This is a genomic window from Bariatricus sp. SGI.019, from assembly GCF_050315235.1.
Classification (GTDB): Bacteria; Bacillota; Clostridia; order Lachnospirales; family Lachnospiraceae; genus JAFBIX01.
On record NZ_JBNPOQ010000009.1, the window covers coordinates 1 to 18,795 of the forward strand.

Annotated in this window: 24 protein-coding genes; 21 read left to right on the forward strand and 3 right to left on the reverse strand. The window is 39.6% G+C overall.

Going from position 1 to position 18,795, the window contains the following annotated elements; translation table 11 throughout:
- Positions 1-111: 111 nt before the first annotated feature.
- The 7 genes from ACQRD1_RS07025 (at position 112) to ACQRD1_RS07055 (ending at position 3,711) form a co-directional block, all read left to right on the forward strand.
- Complete coding sequence (locus ACQRD1_RS07025) at positions 112-438, forward strand: PadR family transcriptional regulator (protein ID WP_235233100.1); 327 nt, start codon at positions 112-114, stop codon at positions 436-438.
- Entirely contained in the window at positions 428-973 is a 546-nt protein-coding gene (locus tag ACQRD1_RS07030; RefSeq protein WP_235233101.1) for a DUF2812 domain-containing protein, read from the forward strand. Before ACQRD1_RS07025 ends, ACQRD1_RS07030 begins: the two co-directional genes overlap by 11 nt.
- A gap of 16 nt (positions 974-989) precedes the next feature.
- Entirely contained in the window at positions 990-1,805 is an 816-nt protein-coding gene (locus ACQRD1_RS07035; protein WP_235233102.1) for an MBL fold metallo-hydrolase, read from the forward strand.
- An 83-nt stretch (positions 1,806-1,888) separates the two neighbouring features.
- Positions 1,889-2,470: a helix-turn-helix domain-containing protein gene (locus ACQRD1_RS07040; RefSeq protein WP_235233103.1), complete on the forward strand. Its 582-nt coding sequence runs from the start codon at positions 1,889-1,891 to the stop codon at positions 2,468-2,470.
- Positions 2,471-2,516: 46 nt separating this feature from the next.
- A complete protein-coding gene (locus ACQRD1_RS07045) occupies positions 2,517-2,774 on the forward strand; it encodes a TfoX/Sxy family protein (protein ID WP_235233104.1) in 258 nt (85 codons plus the stop codon).
- Between the two features lie 18 nt (positions 2,775-2,792).
- A complete protein-coding gene (locus ACQRD1_RS07050; RefSeq protein ID WP_235233105.1) occupies positions 2,793-3,356 on the forward strand; it encodes a GNAT family N-acetyltransferase in 564 nt (187 codons plus the stop codon).
- A gap of 31 nt (positions 3,357-3,387) precedes the next feature.
- Complete coding sequence (locus ACQRD1_RS07055; protein WP_427787213.1) at positions 3,388-3,711, forward strand: hypothetical protein; 324 nt, start codon at positions 3,388-3,390, stop codon at positions 3,709-3,711.
- 58 nt (positions 3,712-3,769) lie between these two features.
- On the opposite strand, the gene ACQRD1_RS07060 is transcribed toward ACQRD1_RS07055, so the two are convergent.
- Entirely contained in the window at positions 3,770-4,276 is a 507-nt protein-coding gene (locus ACQRD1_RS07060) for a DUF2798 domain-containing protein (RefSeq protein WP_235233107.1), read from the reverse strand.
- 354 nt (positions 4,277-4,630) lie between these two features.
- Between ACQRD1_RS07060 and ACQRD1_RS07065 the strand changes: the two genes are divergently transcribed.
- Positions 4,631-5,518, forward strand: a complete 888-nt coding sequence (locus ACQRD1_RS07065) for a YitT family protein (protein ID WP_235233108.1) — start codon at positions 4,631-4,633, stop codon at positions 5,516-5,518.
- A 66-nt stretch (positions 5,519-5,584) separates the two neighbouring features.
- On the opposite strand, the gene ACQRD1_RS07070 is transcribed toward ACQRD1_RS07065, so the two are convergent.
- Complete coding sequence (locus ACQRD1_RS07070) at positions 5,585-6,706, reverse strand: glycerate kinase family protein (RefSeq protein WP_235233109.1); 1,122 nt, start codon at positions 6,704-6,706, stop codon at positions 5,585-5,587.
- Positions 6,707-6,805: 99 nt separating this feature from the next.
- Here ACQRD1_RS07070 and ACQRD1_RS07075 point away from each other — a divergent pair, with 99 nt between their 5' ends.
- The 13 genes from ACQRD1_RS07075 to ACQRD1_RS07135 all read left to right on the forward strand — a co-directional run bounded on the left by ACQRD1_RS07075 (position 6,806) and on the right by ACQRD1_RS07135 (position 17,903).
- Positions 6,806-7,168, forward strand: coding sequence for a VOC family protein (locus tag ACQRD1_RS07075; RefSeq protein WP_235233124.1), 363 nt, complete (start codon positions 6,806-6,808; stop codon positions 7,166-7,168).
- A 13-nt stretch (positions 7,169-7,181) separates the two neighbouring features.
- Positions 7,182-7,664 carry a GNAT family N-acetyltransferase gene (locus ACQRD1_RS07080; RefSeq protein ID WP_235233110.1) on the forward strand — a complete coding sequence of 161 codons (483 nt, stop codon included), beginning with the start codon at positions 7,182-7,184 and terminating at the stop codon, positions 7,662-7,664.
- 60 nt (positions 7,665-7,724) lie between these two features.
- Positions 7,725-7,979, forward strand: a complete 255-nt coding sequence (locus ACQRD1_RS07085; protein WP_235233111.1) for a hypothetical protein — start codon at positions 7,725-7,727, stop codon at positions 7,977-7,979.
- A gap of 144 nt (positions 7,980-8,123) precedes the next feature.
- Positions 8,124-9,467, forward strand: coding sequence for an MATE family efflux transporter (locus tag ACQRD1_RS07090; protein ID WP_235233112.1), 1,344 nt, complete (start codon positions 8,124-8,126; stop codon positions 9,465-9,467).
- An 87-nt stretch (positions 9,468-9,554) separates the two neighbouring features.
- Positions 9,555-10,250 carry a UMP kinase gene (pyrH, locus tag ACQRD1_RS07095; protein ID WP_235233113.1) on the forward strand — a complete coding sequence of 232 codons (696 nt, stop codon included), beginning with the start codon at positions 9,555-9,557 and terminating at the stop codon, positions 10,248-10,250.
- A 17-nt stretch (positions 10,251-10,267) separates the two neighbouring features.
- Complete coding sequence (frr, locus tag ACQRD1_RS07100) at positions 10,268-10,819, forward strand: ribosome recycling factor (protein ID WP_235233114.1); 552 nt, start codon at positions 10,268-10,270, stop codon at positions 10,817-10,819.
- 120 nt (positions 10,820-10,939) lie between these two features.
- Positions 10,940-11,662 carry an isoprenyl transferase gene (locus ACQRD1_RS07105; RefSeq protein WP_235233115.1) on the forward strand — a complete coding sequence of 241 codons (723 nt, stop codon included), beginning with the start codon at positions 10,940-10,942 and terminating at the stop codon, positions 11,660-11,662.
- A complete protein-coding gene (locus ACQRD1_RS07110) occupies positions 11,655-12,461 on the forward strand; it encodes a phosphatidate cytidylyltransferase (RefSeq protein ID WP_235233116.1) in 807 nt (268 codons plus the stop codon). Before ACQRD1_RS07105 ends, ACQRD1_RS07110 begins: the two co-directional genes overlap by 8 nt.
- Positions 12,462-12,513: 52 nt before the next feature.
- Positions 12,514-13,656: a 1-deoxy-D-xylulose-5-phosphate reductoisomerase gene (locus tag ACQRD1_RS07115; RefSeq protein ID WP_235233117.1), complete on the forward strand. Its 1,143-nt coding sequence runs from the start codon at positions 12,514-12,516 to the stop codon at positions 13,654-13,656.
- Between the two features lie 8 nt (positions 13,657-13,664).
- Complete coding sequence (gene rseP / locus ACQRD1_RS07120; protein ID WP_427787214.1) at positions 13,665-14,696, forward strand: RIP metalloprotease RseP; 1,032 nt, start codon at positions 13,665-13,667, stop codon at positions 14,694-14,696.
- A 763-nt stretch (positions 14,697-15,459) separates the two neighbouring features.
- A complete protein-coding gene (locus tag ACQRD1_RS07125; RefSeq protein WP_427787215.1) occupies positions 15,460-16,314 on the forward strand; it encodes a DMT family transporter in 855 nt (284 codons plus the stop codon).
- An 821-nt stretch (positions 16,315-17,135) separates the two neighbouring features.
- A complete protein-coding gene (locus tag ACQRD1_RS07130) occupies positions 17,136-17,720 on the forward strand; it encodes a methyltransferase domain-containing protein (protein WP_235231815.1) in 585 nt (194 codons plus the stop codon).
- Between the two features lie 27 nt (positions 17,721-17,747).
- Positions 17,748-17,903 carry a hypothetical protein gene (locus ACQRD1_RS07135; RefSeq protein WP_235231816.1) on the forward strand — a complete coding sequence of 52 codons (156 nt, stop codon included), beginning with the start codon at positions 17,748-17,750 and terminating at the stop codon, positions 17,901-17,903.
- Positions 17,904-17,951: 48 nt separating this feature from the next.
- On the opposite strand, the gene ACQRD1_RS07140 is transcribed toward ACQRD1_RS07135, so the two are convergent.
- On the reverse strand, positions 17,952-18,758 hold the full coding sequence (locus tag ACQRD1_RS07140) for an IclR family transcriptional regulator (protein WP_235231817.1): 807 nt from the start codon (positions 18,756-18,758) through the stop codon (positions 17,952-17,954).
- Positions 18,759-18,795: the final 37 nt, after the last annotated feature.

Below are 18,795 nucleotides of genomic sequence, written 5' to 3' on the forward strand. Positions count from 1 at the left end.
CTTCTCCCTTTTGTCTCATCAATTACTAATTCTCTCTTGACAAATATGTATCGCAGTGCTATATATAATATATAACGAAGTGCGATATATCGCACTGGAATGGAGGGTATTATGGATTCTCATATCAGGAAGGTATATGTACCGATGACAGAGACGGGATTTTATATATTGCTTTGTCTTCGAGAAGAGTCTCATGGTTATGGTATTGTCCAAAAAGTAGAAGAGATGACCGCTGGGGAACTGAAATTAAGTCCTGGTACCATGTATGGAAGTCTTTCTAAGATGGAGAAAGATGGTTTGATTCGATTCGTAAGAGAAGAAGAGAAAAGAAAGATCTATATTATTACAGATCTGGGACAGCAAGTATTAGATCTGGAGATGAAGCGAATTGAGAGATTATATCGTAATATGATGGAGGTGCGGAAGAATGGAAGATAAGAATGTGAAGACGGAATTTCGGTATTTTACGGTGCCTGAATGGGAGAGAGAGCAGAGATATCTGCAGGAACAGCACAAAAATGGGTGGAAATTTATTAAAGTGACGGGACTTGGAAGATATCATTTTGAGAAGTGTGAGCCGGAGGATGTTGTGTATCAGCTGGATTACAATCAGGAAGGGATTGCCCACAAGGAGGAATATATTCAGATGTTCCGGGATTGTGGATGGGAATACCTGCAGGATTTCTTTGGATATAGCTATTTTCGTAAGCCGGTCGCTGAGATGAATGGCGAAGAAGAGATCTTCTGTGACGATGCCTCCAGAACAGAGATGATGAAGCGCGTTTTCCGGGGAAGAATCATTCCGCTGCTTATTATATTTTTTCTGATCATTCTTCCGCAGTTGTTTTTACAAAGAGGTCTGGGCAATCGAGTGGTGGTTGGAATGTATATAGCGCTGTTCGTTCTTTATCTTGGAATATTTGCTTATTTTGGATATCGCTTCTGGGAATATCAGAAGAATTTAAAAAAGTAATGAGGGAAAGAGGAAAATGAAAGCAACAGTATTAGTAGATAATATTTCAAATGGTGGACTTTGCGGGGAATGGGGCTTAAGCATCTATATTGAATATGAGGGGAAAAACATCCTTCTTGATACAGGAGCTTCAGACTTGTTCCTGAAAAATGCAAAGGAACTTGGAAAGGAAATTGAGGATGTAGATTATGCGGTTTTATCTCATGCTCATTATGATCATTCGGATGGGATGGACGCTTTTTTTAAACATAATGAAAAAGCGAGTTTCTATCTAAGAAAAGGCAGCAAAGAGAATTGCTATGGGAAGAAATGGATTTTTCATAAATACATAGGGCTGCCGAAGGGAATTCTTGAGAAGCAAAAGGAAAGAATTATTTTTGCAGAAGGAGATACTTCCCTTTGTCAGGGCGTCTCATTGATTCCGCATAAAACAGCTGGATTGGATGAGATTGGAAAGGAAAATCATATGTACATCCGTACAGGCAGTGGATGGGCTGCAGACGATTTCTCACACGAGCAAAGCCTGGTGTTTGATACAGATCAGGGATTGGTCATCTTTAACAGTTGTTCTCATGGGGGAGCTGCGAATATCATTCATGAAATCAAAGCGACATATCCGGGAAAAACAATCTGCGCGCTGGTCGGAGGATTTCATATCTTTGGCAAAAAAGAGGCAGAAGTCCGAAGGCTTGCACAGCATATTAAGAATACCGGTGTGAAAGAGATCTATACCGGACACTGCACCGGAGAACGTTCTTTTGAGATTCTGAAAGAAGAACTGGGGGATATGGTACATCAGCTGAAGGTTGGGCTTGAGATGGAGTGGTTGTAGAATGAACTCTACGTATCGTAGGTTGTAATGTGTAAGGCGATTATTTACAATGAACTCATAATAAATGAAAAGAGGAATCTATTATGAGTTATGTGACTGGAATGGTTATTAAAGAGATAAGAGAAAAGCAAAATATCACACAGAAAGAACTTGCAGATAAAATTAATGTAAGTGATAAGACGGTCTCAAAATGGGAGACTGGAAAGGGACTTCCTGATATTGCGATTATTGAGGATCTGGCAAAGGCACTGGGGACATCCATTGCAGAATTGCTAACAGGAGATTTGAGAAAGAATGAAAATCCAGCAGGAAATATGAAAAAGATGCATTTTTATGTATGCCCGGTCTGTGGTAATATCATTACATCCGTCGGACAAGGATCTTTTTCCTGCTGTGGAATTACTTTGCCAGAGCAGGAATGTGAAAATTGTGATGAAGATCATATGATCAATCTGGAGACGGTGGATCAGGAGTATCATGTAACATTGAACCATCCGATGACAAAGAGGCATTATATTTCTTTTGTCGCTTATGTGACATCTGCAGGAGCAGAAATTGTAAAGTTATATCCGGAGCAAGACATTTCCATAAGATTTCGTAAGAAAGGGCATGGACTTTTATACACATACTGTAACAGGCATGGTATGTTCAGGATAGTAATATAAGAATAGAAATAAGATGAAAATTGTTGGTATTATAGGAGATGACGATATGGGAGAATTATCGAAATTACCGAATATAGGAAAAGTCGTTGAAGAACAGTTGAACCAGGTGGGAATTTTTACTGAAGAGGAGCTGCACTCTGTAGGGGCAAAGCAGGCATGGTTGAAAATTCAGCAGATAGACGAATCGGCCTGTATCCACAGACTTCTAGCATTGGAAGGAGCAATTCTGGGAGTAAAGAAGACCCAGTTATCGGATGAAAAGAAGGCAGAATTAAAGGAATTCTATCAGTGGCATAAAAAATAATCGGTGGAGGCAGGTAACATGATCAGGATTGCAACGGAAAATGATGCAGAAGAATTACTGGAAATCTATGCATATTATGTAGAAAATACGGCTATTACTTTTGAATATGAAGTTCCTTCTGTGGAAGTATTCCGTGAGCGAATTCGCAAGACACTTTGCAGATATCCTTATCTGGTTGCTGAGCATAACGGAACCATTGTGGGATATACATATGCAGGTCCATTTAAGGAGAGAAGAGCCTATGACTGGGCAGTAGAAACAACAGTCTATGTTTCCAAAGATGCAAGAAAACAGGGAATTGGCAGAGAATTGTACGAAGCGTTGGAACATGTGCTGGCTTTACAGAATATTGTGAATCTAAATGCCTGTATCGGATATCCGGTCGAAGAAGATGAATATCTTACGAAGAACAGTGTTCAGTATCATGAGCATATGGGTTATCGCTGGGTTGGAGAATTCTACAAATGCGGATATAAATTTGGACGATGGTATAATATGGTGTGGATGGAAAAATGCATCTTGGAACATCCGGCACATCCTTTGCCAATAAAAACTTTTGCGGAAATCAGAGGCAGAATCTGAGGAGGAAAAGCAGTAAAGGGAGGAAGATTATATGTGCGCAAGTATCGTTTCCAATAGAAAGAAGACGATTGTTGGATGGAATCTGGACATTCTGGACATGGAATACCGTGTAGTCGTTGAAGAGGACAAGGTGTATATAGCAATTCTGGATGAAAAGGAAGGATGGATGCCGTTATTTGGCGCCAATGCAAAGGGAGATTTTGTGGCAATGCCTACTTGCTGGCCATTTGATGACAGGAGTGATCCAAAAAGTGCAGATGTTCATAATATAATTATGTTAGATATAGATCTGCTTTTAGGTAAAAGAACATTGGATGAATTGAAGATTATTGTAGAGCATGAAAGTTTGAATTGAATCAACAGAAACGAAAAGAGAAGCACAGGGGCAGATGATGCCCCTGTGAAAAGCTGTTTTATGAATTGTTGGGGAATAATTTCCCAAAAATCCAGTGTGTAAATGGTGCCGCTGCAAACATGTTCCAGAAGAATGCCATCGGAAAGTTCTTAAAAAAGGTTCCGACCCAGATGGCAGGCAGTTGGTAAATCGGTGCTCCTGCAAGGATAATGTTGAACAGAATAGATGCTACGAGGCTCATGGTCGGACACATAATGGCAACAGTTCCTGCCTGGCGAAGCAGTTGGCAGATATAGGGATTATCTTTACTTGGATCACAATGTCTGGCGGCAAAGGCTGCTCCTATACGATTGCCCCAGAGATTAGAGAAGATGAAGACGAATAATCCCATGTAGACAGCTTCTTTTAATGCATCCCAGAAAACGAGATTCGTCATGTTACTGAAACCTCCGGCAGTCAGGTTGATTCCCTGTTTGATGGCGATGTTGTAGATTTCCATGCCGTATGCCATGGCATAGGACATGATGATTCCAAAGATAATTCCTTGTTTTTTGTTTCTTGGCATATTGATTCCTCCATTTTGGTTATTGTGTAAGAACTATAATTATGTATTGCTTAGAATAATATAGAATTCTGCGGAAACAAAAGTTCCCTATAACAGAATAAAAAAAGCGCGTGACTTCTTATAAGAAGTTCACACGCTTTGCATACATTAATTTAAGCTACACGGCTTTTTTATTTTATCTCAAATAATTTTGCGCTGCAAGTAAAATTTTTCAATAAAATATGAAAAAAATAAAACAGTCTCATTGCCTGACAGAAAATTCTAAGGTAAATTATGTGTAGGAGGTGCTCTTATAGCAAATGAAGATAAAAAGATTTTAAGAACAGAAAATAAATGCAAAAGGGGGAACAAAAGATGAACTATCTGCAAAATGCAAAAAAGAGAGAAATCATCATACAGAATATGTATTCCATTATAGGAAATCTGATCTATTGCTTTGGATTTAATATGTTGATCGTGCCAATGGGATTGTATAGCGGAGGCTTTATGGGTGTCTCGCAGTTATTTGGATTGCTCCTTACGAAAGGACTGCATATTCCGATTCCGCCGCAGGCGAACCTTACTGGTATCATATATTTTGCAATTAATGTACCGCTTTTGTACATGGGATATCGAATTCTGGGCAAAGAGTTTGCTGTAAAAACGATGATTATGGTAGGGATGATGAGTGCCTTCCTTGTTGTAATCCCGATTCCTGAGACTCCTATCGTAGAGGACTATCTCACAGCCTGTATTATCGGAGGAATTGTGTGTGGAGTAGGCTGTGGACTTGTGCTTCGTGGAAGATCATCAGCAGGAGGACAGGATATCATAGGATTATGCTGTTCGAAGAAATATAAGAATTTCAGTGTTGGTAAAGTCACAATCATTATGAATATCTTTGTATATGGAATCTGTATGTTTTTATTTAACATTGAGATTGTCATCTATTCACTGATATTTGCAACCGTATCTTCTCTGGCCGTTGATCGGGTACATATTCAGAATATTAATACCAGTGTCATGATATTTACCAAAAAGGTTGGTATCTCAAAAGCAATTATGGAGCAAATGGGACGAGGTGTCACGAATTGGGATGGCGAAGGTGCATACACGAATAAGACATCCTATATTTTGTTTGTTATGATATCCAAGTATGAAGTGGCACAGATAAAGAAAATCGTACATAGCATTGACCCTAATGCATTTATGATATTTACAGAGGGATGCTCTGTAGATGGAAATTTTGAAAAGAGATTATAAATTATTGCCCCCGTTCTGTTTAATAGAACGGGGACATATTTAGAGGGGCAATAATGGAGAGTGCAATTATAGGAGACGAAATACCTGTTCAACAGCTGCCTGCATATTTGCTTTCGCACAGTCTGGATCCATAGCTTCTTTCAGGGTTGTAATTCCTCGTACAATTGGGAAAAATGCATCGATTCCAGTCTCGTTGCAAGCGGTTGCTTCAGGAGTGACACTTCCGGCAAATGCAATGACTTTGGCGTCATATTTTTTCGCAAGTTTCGCAACACCGACAGGTGCTTTCCCCATAGCTGTCTGATGGTCCAGACGACCTTCGCCGGTGACAACAATATCTGCATCTTTTAGTTCTTTTTCTAATTCTACGGCATTGAGGATTAAGTCGATTCCGGGTGTGAGTTTGGCGTGAAGGTAGCTTAACAGTGCAAAGCCAAGACCTCCTGCAGCGCCTGCACCTTCTGCTTTCTCATAATCACATCCAAGGGCTGCACGAGTAACTGCTGCATAATGAGCCATTGCCTGGTCCAGTTCTTCTTTGATGTTATCGGTAACACCTTTTTGTGGTCCATAGATATAAGTGGCTCCATTGTTTCCGCAGAGAGGATTCGTTACATCACAGGCAACCTGAAAATGGCAGTCTGTTAAATGGGGATTTTTATTCTGGATATTAATGGTATGAACTTTGCCAAGTGCCTGCCCACCTTCACCCACATCGTTTCCCTTTTCATCAAGAAATACAAAGCCAAGTGCTTTTAACATTCCGATTCCGCCATCGTTCGTGGCACTTCCGCCAATTCCGATAATAAAGTTCCGGCATCCTTTTGTAATAGCATCATTAATCATCTCACCGACTCCATAAGTTGTTGAATGTAGAGGATCCTTTTGGCTGGTAAGAGTGATTCCGGCAGCAGATGCCATTTCAATAATGGCGGTATCTGTCTCTTTTAGATATCCGTAATAACAGGAAACGGGATTGCCAAGAGGTCCAGTCACTGTGACATCGATCCGCTCGCCGTTCAATCCTTCAATTAGAGCATCTGTAGTACCTTCACCACCATCAGCAAGAGGCTTCACAACTACTTTGGCATCTGGTTTTGCAGCAAGAATTCCAGCTTTGACGGATATTCCTGCTTCCATAGATGTCAGGCTTCCTTTCAGAGAATCCATTGCGACTACGACTTTCATATTATATCCTCCGATCATATAGGGGTGTACTTTTTTTGTTGTTTATTATACAATTTTGGTTGAAGGGATGCAATAGACAGAAAGGTGTTGGTGATAAAGTTGAAGCTTAGGAATGTATTAATCGTAGTAAATGATATTCAACGATCAATAGAATTTTATAAAGATTTATTTGGCCTGGATGTCATTCTGGATCAGGATGGCAATGTAATCCTGACAGAGGGGTTGGTATTACAGGATGCATCGGTGTGGAAGCAATTTATTCAGAAAGAGATCATTCCGAAAAATCACGCTACAGAACTTTATTTTGAGGAGACAGATATAGAAGGATTTGTTGAAAAATTAGAAAACTACAAAGAACCCATACAGTATGTAAATCCATTAATGGAGCATACTTGGGGACAAAAAGTGATTCGATTTTATGATCCGGACGGTAATCTGATAGAAGTTGGGACACCGATGTAAGGAGAGAAAAACGATGAATATTAGAAATGCAACAATGAGTGATTTGAGTAAGATTGCTGCTGTAGAAGCAGAATGTTTTCCGGCGGCAGAAGCAGCAACAGAAAAAGATCTAAAAGACCGCCTGGAAGTATATCCTGATCATTTCTGGCTGTTATTTGATGAAGATAAGATGGTCGGATTTGTCAATGGGATGGTGACGAATGAACCGGATCTGACAGATGAGATGTATGAAGATGCTTCTATGCATGATGAGTCAGGTGATTGGCAGATGATCTTTGGAGTAAATACGATCCCAGAATATCGCAAGCAAGGCTGTGCAGCAGTATTGATCAGACAGGCGATCGAGGATGCGAAAGAACAGGGAAGAAAGGGACTGGTGCTTACTTGCAAAGACAGGCTGATTCGTTATTATGCAAAGTTTGGCTTTGAAAATGAAGGTGTCTCTGCATCTGTACACGGAAATGTAGTGTGGTATCAGATGCGACTGACGTTTTAAGGATATCTAAAGCCATTGATATTTATGATATTAAGTGATAGAGATTGGATGAGGCGAAATATGGAAGAATTATACAGATTGATTGAAGAAAAGATAAAGAAAGCGGGATATCCGGGAGAGATTGATGGAAGAGAGTTTTATGATGAAGTCAGCGATGAAGCAGATTCGCAGGAGAACGGCACATATATTTTTATGATCAAGAAAAGCGATTCCATCTATTATCAGGGATGCATGGAGATTATGGATGAACAATTCGATCTACATTATGTAGATATTCATGATAGCGATAAAGTATATCATGTGGATTTTGATTAAGGTGTATATAGTGTAAAAAGTGCTGATGAACCGGCTTGATTTTGCAAAGTTTTTTGTTGATATATAGTATTGCATTCGTTTTTTTTATTTTTTATAATGATGTGAGTTTTGAGAAAATAAGATTACTTTGGAAGGATGCAGACTATGAAGAGAGATATGACAACAGGAAATCCTGCAAAGATTATTGTGAATTTTACGATGCCGATTTTTATAGGAAACATATTTCAGCAGTTTTATAGTATGGCAGATACCATTATCGTTGGTAAATTCGTTGGAAATGCAGCATTAGCGGCAGTTGGTTCCTGCGGAACACTGGTATTTTTGATTATTGGCTTTCTACAGGGATTGACGGCTGGTTTTACGGTCATTACGGCGCAGCATTTTGGTGCGGGCAATATGAGAGCTATGCGCCAATCAGTGGTGACCGCTTCTGTATTGTCGGCAGTTGTATCTGTAATTCTTACCATTATTAGTATGGTAATGATGCAAGATGTTCTGCGCTGGATGAATACGCCATCTGATATGTATGATCAGGCATATGAATATATTATGGTAATCTGTGGCGGAATTGTAGCGCAGGTATTGTATAATCTGTTATCAAGTATTTTAAGGGCAGTTGGTGACAGTAAGAGACCATTATATTTTTTGATTCTGGCAGCAGGACTGAATATTGTATTAGATCTGGTGTTTATTATTGTGTTCCACATGAGTGCCGGCGGTGCTGCTTATGCAACTGTAATTGCACAGGGAGTGTCAGGACTTTTGTGTCTTGTGTATATTAAGAAGAAGGTACCGATTTTGCATCTGTGTAGGGATGATTGGAGATGGAATACAGACCTTGCAAAATGGCAGATGAAGATTGGATTCCCAATGGCTTTTCAATATTCTATTACGGCTATTGGAACAATTGTCGTTCAGACAGCTCTGAATAGTCTTGGATCAGTAGCAGCGGCTGGATTTGCAGCGGCGGTTAAGATTGAGCAGATTGTAACACAGGCTTACATTGCGCTGGGAACTACGATGGCCAATTACTGTGCTCAGAATGTCGGCGCGGGTAAGATTCTTCGGATTCGTAAGGGATTCTGGTCAGGAACATGGATGGGCATCGGATATGCCATAGCGACAGGTGCACTCATGTTTTTCGCGGGGAAATACATGACGGTTCTCTTTGTATCGGAGAACCTGAAAGAAATTATGGGATATGTAGATATATATCTAAAATGTGTCGGAGTGTCGTTTGTCCCGCTGGTGTATGTTAATCTCTATCGCAATGGAATTCAGGGAATGGGCTATGGATTATTACCGATGACAGCAGGGATTGCAGAACTGATTGGAAGAAGCATAGCAGCAGGCGTGGCATCCCATTGTCAGAGCTATATTGGGATCTGTCTGGCAAGCCCTGTTGCCTGGATATTGGCAGCTATATTGCTCATTGTTATGTATTTCTGGATTATGAAGCAGTACAAATTAAAGGGAATGTTGCCGTAGCATATTCCTTTTTTTTTCTTCCTATGATATAATTTAATATAATTATGCGAAAGCAATAACAGAACTGAAAATAAGGAGCACAGACTTATGAAAAGAGTATTGTTGAAACTCAGCGGGGAAGCACTCGCAGGGGATAAAAAGACGGGATTTGATGAAGCTACTTGTATGGGGGTAGCAAAGCAAGTTAAGCAGCTGGTGGATGATGGTGTTCAGGTTGCGATTGTTACTGGTGGTGGCAATTTCTGGAGAGGCAGAACCAGTGAGACGATTGACCGTGTGAAGGCAGATCAGATTGGTATGCTGGCTACCGTTATGAATTGTATCTATGTTTCGGATATTTTCCGTTATGCCGGAATGAAGACAGAAGTGTTCACTCCATTTGTATGTGGTGCATTCACGACGCTGTTTTCTAAGGATGCAGCAGTAGAAGCTTTGAATGAAGGAAGGGTGATTTTTTTCGCTGGTGGAACTGGACATCCTTATTTCTCAACGGATACAGGAGCTGTACTTCGTGCAATTGAAATAGAAGCGGATGCAATGTTGCTGGCTAAGGCGATTGATGGAATCTATGACAGTGATCCGAAGGTCAATCCGCAGGCGAAGAAGTATGATGAGATTTCCATTCAGGAGATTATTGACAAGAAACTGATGGCAGTAGATCTGACAGCATCCATTATGTGTCTGGAGAATAAGATGCCGATGCTGGTATTTGGACTGAATGAAGAAAACAGTATCGTAGAAACTATGAAAGGAACATTTACAGGAACGAAAGTGACTGTATAAAATAGGAGGATATCAATATGAATGAAAGATTAAAAGTTTACGAGGATAAGATGAAGAAAACGATGGCTAACCTTGAAGGGGAACTGGGAGCTATTCGTGCAGGACGTGCCAATCCAAATGTGTTGAATAAAATCGTCGTTGATTACTATGGCTCTCCTACTCCGATTCAGCAGGTAGCCAATGTATCTGTACCAGAAGCTCGTATGATTCAGATTCAGCCATGGGAGAAGAATATGCTGAAAGTCATTGAAAAAGCGATTCTGGTATCTGATCTTGGAATTAATCCAACCAATGATGGAACATGTATTCGTCTTGTGTTCCCGGAATTAACAGAGGAGAGAAGAAAAGAACTGGTTAAGGATGTTAAGAAAAAAGGTGAAGCTTCCAAAGTCGCAATCCGTAATATCCGTCGTGATGGAAATGACGAATTTAAAAAGCTGAAGGGTTCTGATGTATCTGAGGATGAGATTAAGGATATGGAAGAAGATCTGCAGAAACTGACGGATAAGTTTGTAAAAGAAGTAGATAAAGCAGTAGAAGTGAAATCCAAAGAAGTAATGACTGTTTAATAAGAGTTGAGAGTGGGACAGAACCGAAGCCTGTGCATAGAGGGTCTGTCCCTCAATTCATATAAAGTATCAGCAAGAGCGCCGTTAAGTGCGCTTTTTGTGTGGAAGGAGAATAATCTTATGAATATACCGCAGCATGTTGCGATTATTTTAGATGGAAATGGACGTTGGGCAAAGTCTAAAGGAATGCCACGAAATTATGGACATGCGCAGGGCAGTAAAAATGTTGAGCGTATCTGTGAAGAGGCATATCGCATGGGAATTAAATATCTGACTGTGTATGCATTTTCCACAGAGAATTGGAACCGCCCCCAGGACGAAGTTGATGCGTTGATGAAGCTTCTGAGAAATTATATGAAGACTTGTCTGAAAACAGCGGCAAAAAATGATATGAAGATTCGTGTTATTGGAGATATTACAAGGTTGGATGATGATATCCGCACTAGAATTGAAGAGTTGGAAGAAGCAACAAAGAATAACGGAGGATTGAATTTCCAGATTGCAATCAATTATGGAAGCAGAGATGAAATTATCCGAGCCGTCAGAAAACTTGCCAGAGACTGTGTAGATGGAAAAGTACATCCTGATCAGATTGAGGAGAAGACCTTTGAAAACTATCTTGATACACATGATATCCCAGATCCCGATCTTTTAATCCGTACAAGCGGAGAATTGAGACTTTCTAATTATCTGTTGTGGCAGCTTGCGTATACGGAATTTTATTTTACAGATGTCCCGTGGCCGGATTTTTCAAAAAGAGAATTAGAAAAAGCGATTGAACAATATAATGCCAGAGATCGGCGTTATGGAGGAATAAAGGAGGAACAGAAGGAAGATGTTTAAGACAAGACTGTTAAGTGGTATCGTATTAGTAATTGTATTACTTATTACGGTTGGATATGGTGGCAATCTGTTATTCGCATTTCTGGGAATCATCAGTCTGATTGGATTGTCAGAATTGTATAAAGTTGTAGATGTGCAGAATAAGATATTAGGATTTGTTGGATATCTGGCTGCAGCTGCTTATTATGCAATGCTGCTTACTGGAAATATTCAATATGTGATGTTGCTTACCATTCTTTTCCTGGTTCTGGTAATGGCAGTGTATGTATTTTCATTTCCTACTTTCAGGGCAGAGCAAGTAATGACAGTTTTCTTTGGTCTGTTCTATGTTGCTGTTATGTTGTCTTATGTATATCAGACTAGAATGCTCCCAGATGGAGGTGTCGTGGTCTGGTTGATATTCTTAAGCTCCTGGGGTTGTGATACTTGTGCATACTGTGTTGGAATGTTGATTGGTAAGCATAAGATGGCTCCGAAGCTGAGCCCAAAGAAATCTGTGGAAGGAGGAATTGGAGGAATTGTTGGTGCAGCACTGCTGGGAGTTCTTTTTGCCCTGGCGATGAACCAGTGGGGAGGCGCTCAGGCTAATCCGATACATTATGCGGTTATCTGTGCAGTTGGAGGAATGATCTCACAAGTAGGAGATCTTGCTGCTTCCGCAATTAAACGTAATCATGACATTAAAGATTATGGAAAATTAATTCCAGGACATGGTGGAATTCTGGATCGTTTTGACAGTGTAATCTTTACGGCGCCTGTCATTTATTATCTGGCAACATTTCTTGCTGGAAATATCTAAAAAAATACTGTTAAGATGGAAGTTACCATATAATGATTAAGAGAGGATATCTATGAAAAAAATAGCCATATTAGGATCTACAGGGTCAATTGGAACCCAGACACTGGAAGTTGTCAGAGAAAATGGAGATATTGAAGTCCTTGGCTTGGCAGCTGGAAACAATATACAACTTCTGGAAACACAGATTCGTGAATTCCATCCAAGACTTGCTGCGGTCTGGTCAGAAGAAAAGGCGCAGGAGCTCCGTACGCGTGTCTCAGATATGAATACCAGAATTGTATCGGGAATGGATGGATTGATTGAAGTATCAACAATATCAGAGATGGAAATACTAGTGACAGCGATCGTAGGCATGATTGGCATTCGCCCTACCATAGAGGCGATTAAAGCCGGGAAAGATATTGCGCTTGCGAATAAAGAAACATTGGTAACGGCAGGTCATATTATTATGCCGCTGGCGGCAGAAAAGCATGTGTCGATTCTCCCGGTGGACAGTGAGCACAGCGCAATCTTTCAGTCTTTGCAAGGTAATGACCATAAGGCAATCCATAAGATTCTTCTGACAGCTTCCGGTGGACCGTTCAGAGGAAAAAAGCAAGAAGATCTGTTGGAAATAAAAGTAGAGGATGCATTGAAGCACCCGAATTGGTCTATGGGACAAAAGATTACGATTGATTCTTCTACTATGGTAAATAAAGGATTAGAAGTTATCGAAGCAAAGTGGCTCTTTCATGTAGATGTAGATCAGGTACAGGTAGTCGTACAGCCACAGAGCATCATTCATTCTATGGTAGAGTATGTAGATGGTGCCATAATGGCAGAACTTGGGACGCCAGATATGAAGCTTCCGATTCAATATGCTCTGTATTATCCAGATAGAAGATATCTTCCGGGTGAGCGAGTTGATTTCTGGAATTTAGGAAAATTAGACTTTGAAAAACCGGATATGGATACCTTCTATGGATTGCAGTTGGCATATGAGGCGGGGAGAAAAGGTGGCTCTCTTCCGACCGTATTTAACGCGGCTAACGAACTTGCGGTCAGTCAGTTCTTAAAACGTGAGATTAAGTATCTCGAGATCATTGAGATTATTGAAGACTGTATGCGTGCTCATAAAAATATTGAGAATCCTACGCTTGAACAGATATTAGATACAGAAGCAGCAACTTACGAGAGAATTAACAGCAGGAGGTAATTCATAACTTGGGTATTATATTAGCGATTATAATCTTTAGTTTCATTGTGTTCTTTCATGAATTTGGTCATTTTATATTGGCGAAAAAGAATGGAATTGATGTAGAAGAGTTTGCCATTGGAATGGGACCTGCTTTGTGTTCTAAAGAATATAAAGGAACAAAGTATGCAATCAGACTTTTCCCAATTGGCGGTTATTGTGCTATGGGAGAAGATGAGGCAGCAACAGATTCACCGAATAATTTTAATAATAAATCCGTATGGGCACGAATTTTCGTTATTGCAGCAGGGCCGATCTTTAATTTTATTCTTGCTTTTGTATTTGCTGTAATATTAACAGCTATGGTAGGGTATGATCCACCAGTTGTCAGAGAAGTGGAGCAAGGATATCCCGCGGCAGAAGCAGGAATTCAAAAAGGCGATACCATTGTAAAGATGGGCAACAAAAAAATCAATATCTACCGAGAAATCAGTATCTATAATCAGTTTCATCAAGGAGAGGATGTAGAGATTACTTATATTCATGATGGAAAGAAGCAGACCGTTACATTGATACCAAAAATGGATGAGGAATCTGGTTATACACGTATAGGAATTACAGGATCTGGAAATACAAAGGCAAATATATTTACTTCGATTCAATATGGTGTGTATGAAGTGAAATTCTGGATATGTACGACTCTTGAAAGCTTAAAGATGCTGATTACAGGACAGATTGGAGCTGATCAATTGTCCGGTCCTGTTGGAATAGTCAGCGTAGTGGATAACACATATCAGCAGAGTAAATCTTATGGCCTCTTTATTGTAATTGCTCAGATGTTGAATATTGCGATTCTCCTATCTGCGAATCTGGGAGTTATGAATCTGCTCCCATTACCGGCACTGGATGGCGGACGTCTTGTATTCCTGTTTGTTGAAGCAATCAGAAGAAAAAGAATACCACCAGAAAAAGAAGGATATGTACATCTGGTCGGGATTGCATTATTGATGGTGCTAATGGTATTTGTAATGTTCAATGATATCAGGAGAGTGTTCTTTTAAGTGGGAATTTAGATTAGTTAGTAATTGGGTGTGTACGGCGCAAGGGAGTTGGATAAGCTGGTCTGTTTCCGGTATCCTTCGCCAAGAATCCATAACAGAAAAAAGAGTTGCAATTTCGTGACCGGACTGATTCACCGAGAAATTTGAATAATTTCTCGATTCAACAGTCCTTTCGAATTTGGCTGGATGCCAAATTCTCACACGGAATTGCAACTCTTTTTTCTGTAACGGATTCTATCGCTTGGCTGGACGGAAACAGACCAGCCTATCCAGCTCCCTTGCGCCTGACATTCTCAATCACGGAATGAACTCATCTGGGGGAATTCCTAGCGTGAAGCGCAATGGGGAGCGATGTTTTTATACTATTCATCATTATTTCAATGGAAGATTCAGTTAGTTATTCTGCCAGTTTTTTGACAATATCTTTACTATGATCGTTCGCTCTGCATGACGCGCAGGAATTCTCCCGGATGAGGAAGTTGCGGATTTGGGGGATGTCAGGCGAGAAGATGGCCTCGAAATCATCAAGATTTCGGGGTGAATCAGCCTGGTCACAAAATATCTGCTTCTTTTCCTGTTATGGATTCTTAGCGAAGGACTCCGCAATGGCAACCATCCCATCTATCCTCTCGCCGTACACCTCCCAATTACCAACTAACTAATCTAAATTCCCATAAAGATTGAAAAATGCATATTTATTCATTATAATATATAAATATTGCGATGTTTTGAGCATAACAATTCGACTCTGGAGGATGACAAGATGAAAACGAATAAGAGAGCAATTTTGAATCTACATATAGCAGTAATGATGTTTGGACTATCAGGTGTAATTGGTCAGTTTGTAGAGATACCTCCGGTTATGGTTGCTTTTGGGAGGGTGGCATGTTCTTCGGTTTTGTTATTGTTAATGATGCGAATGAAAAGAGAGCCGTTGAGGTTGAAGGAGAAGAAAGATTATGTATTGATAATTGTAACGGGTATGATATTGGCAGTACACTGGACTACGTTTTTTCAGTCAATACAAGTATCTTCTGTAGCGATTGGAACGATTACTTTCTCGACATTTCCACTGTTTTTGACTTTTCTTGAACCGTTAGTCTTTCATGAGAAGCTTTATAAACAGAGTGTTATTGGAGCAATGCTGTTGATGATAGGTGTATTTATAACAATTCCTGAATTTTCCATAGGAAATCAGACGACAGTTGGAATCATCTGGGGAATGATCTGTAGTTTGACATATGCATTCTTGACCTTGGCAAATCGTTATTTTTCAGATAAATATGATGGTAAACTAATATGTTTTTATGAGCAAGGAACAGCTGCAATTGTGTTAATTCCGGCCTTATTTTTGTTAAATGTACACTGGAGGAGGCAAGATATAGTAGGTGTAGCATTTATTGGATTTGTGTGCACGGCATTTGCATATACATTATATGTAGATGCACAAAAGAAAGTAAAAGCGCAGACGGCGGGACTTATATCAGGAATGGAAACGGTGTATGGAATATTATATGCCTTAATCTTTTTGGGAGAAATTCCAACCATACGAGAAGTAATAGGAGGAATGATGATTCTAGGTGTCGCACTTTTCTGTTCTATACAAAAGAATAATTAACAATGAAATATCAGAAAATATATTAATATTAGATGAGGATAGAAATATTAATAATAAATTTGAAATATATATTGACAAATATACCGATTAGTGTTAATATCTAATTACAAAATAACAAAATTGATTTATAAAACAGATAAAAATCATTTGTTATCAGAATCAACAGCAATGTTGAAAAAGTTCCGAGAAATAAGGCGCTAAGTATCGGAAAAAGTTTATGAAAGGAAGGTACAAGCCACCAAAAACGTAAACTAAATCTTATAATTTAAAGAAAGTAAGAGGTATAGACCATTGGATAGTGAGTCAAAATAAGAACGGATGCGAAGTAATTGTTTTTTGCATCCGTTCTTATTTTGTGAGGAAATATAAAAGTAAAACGGGTTAATTGTCAGTGAATTCGACATATAAAGAAAAATAATAAAAAAACACATGAAAACACTAAAAATATATTGACAAATATTGATTTGGATGATAATATATAATCATAAAATAACAAATCGGAATTGTAAGACAGACGCGAGCTGTAAACAATCATTTGTTATTAAAATCAACATCAATGTTGAAAAAAGATTTCCGAGAAAATAAGGCGCTAAGTATCGGGAAGAGAAGTTTATGAAAGGAAGGTACAAGCCACCAAAAACGTAAACTGAATTTTAAAAATTAAAGAAAGTAAGAGGTACAGACCATTGGATAATGAGTCAATATAAAGGCGGATGCGAAGTGAAAGATATTTGCATCCGTTTTTATATTGTGTTACCATACATTCGATAAGAGTAATTAAGTTGGGATGGAACAGATCCTGGCGGAGAGGGGAATACAAAGTGTCTGTTCATGATAATGTGCGAAAAGAGTATGGGAAAATAGCTTTGGAGTTGTATGGGGAATCTGTTCTGACTGAGACAATTTCGCCAGAGAATATGTCTGAAAATGTAGGATATACATTCGAGGAATTAGCGATGGCTCCCGAGGGAGCGAATATGGGACTTGGTTGTGGAAATCCTCATCGAAAAGCGCAGATTCAGCCTGGGGAGATCGTACTGGATCTGGGAAGCGGAGCAGGATTGGATTGCTTTATTGCCGGAAAGATCGTGGGAAGAAGAGGACGTGCGATTGGAGTGGATATGACTCCAGAGATGTTATCACGTGCCAGAACTATTGCAAAAGAAAATAAGATTCGTAATGTGGAATTTCGTCTTGGAGAGATTGAAAATCTGCCGGTTGCAGATAATACGGCAGATGTCTGTATCTCGAATTGCGTGATTAATATGTCTGATAATAAACTGCGAGTTTATAAGGAGATATTCCGTGCATTGAAGCCCGGTGGAAGAATATCAATCTGTGATATTGTGATCATGAAGGAGCTAACAAAAGAAATGCAGGAAGATGAAGCCATGCACTCATGCTGAGTGTCTGGCGCTTCTTCAGTTGAAGAATTGGAAAAGATTGTAAAGTTTGCCGGATTTGAGCAGGTGGAGATTACGACGAAGCCTGTCTCAAAAGAATATGAACAACGCTGGGGGCGGAGCCTGTCAATAGGAGAATACATTATGTCATCTTCTGTGACAGGGCGAAAACCTGAGATTCTATAACAATAATAGCCAAAGGAAGCCATAGATACGAATGGCTTCCTTTGGTTATTACTGTATTTCCATGAATTTTCCCTGTGGTCCGAACGAGAATAAGGAACGAGTGATCCAACTTGATGCTTCTTTAAGTGCAGGGACATATTTTTCTAATTCACTCACATCTTCTACACCGATAAATCCGCTGAACGAAAGAGCGGCAATTACGGTTCCTTCAATATCCCTTACTGGAACAGCAACACAGCTTCCTCCTTCTGTAGACTCATGATTATCAAAAGCATAACCGCGCTTTGCCGTAATGCGAAGTTCTTGCCAGAATAGATTCGGGTCTGTGATTGTATGGCTGGTCAAAGGAACTAGATTGCTTGCCTCAATAATTGCTTCGGCATGGGAAATAGGAAGTTCTGAAAGGAAAACCTTTCCTCCTGCACAGGCATAAATTGGAAGTTCAGAATAGATGGGAGGAACGTAATCAACAATTTTATTCGTCCTGGATTGCTGAAGAATAATACAGGAAGTCCCTTTGCGGATCAATAAGTTCATTGCCATATTATATTCATTGGTATAATGCTGCATGATCAGAGATGCAACGTCTTGCAGTGCGATATATAGATTATTGCGCTCTGTTACAAAACTAATCTTTTGACCAGTTATGTAACGACTGTCATTCAATTGAAATACCCACCCCGATAATTCTAATGTTTTTAAAATACGAAACGTAGTGGAGGGGTTTAGCTTACATGTTTTTGCAATTTCATTAACACCAAGTGGTGACTTAGAAGTTCTTAATAAATCCAATACTTGCAGGGCACGTTCCACCATTTTGATCGTTTCGGTATTTTTTTGCTCTCTCTCTTCCATAGATATAACTCCTTTCGACCTCTTCTTGTGTCCTTAT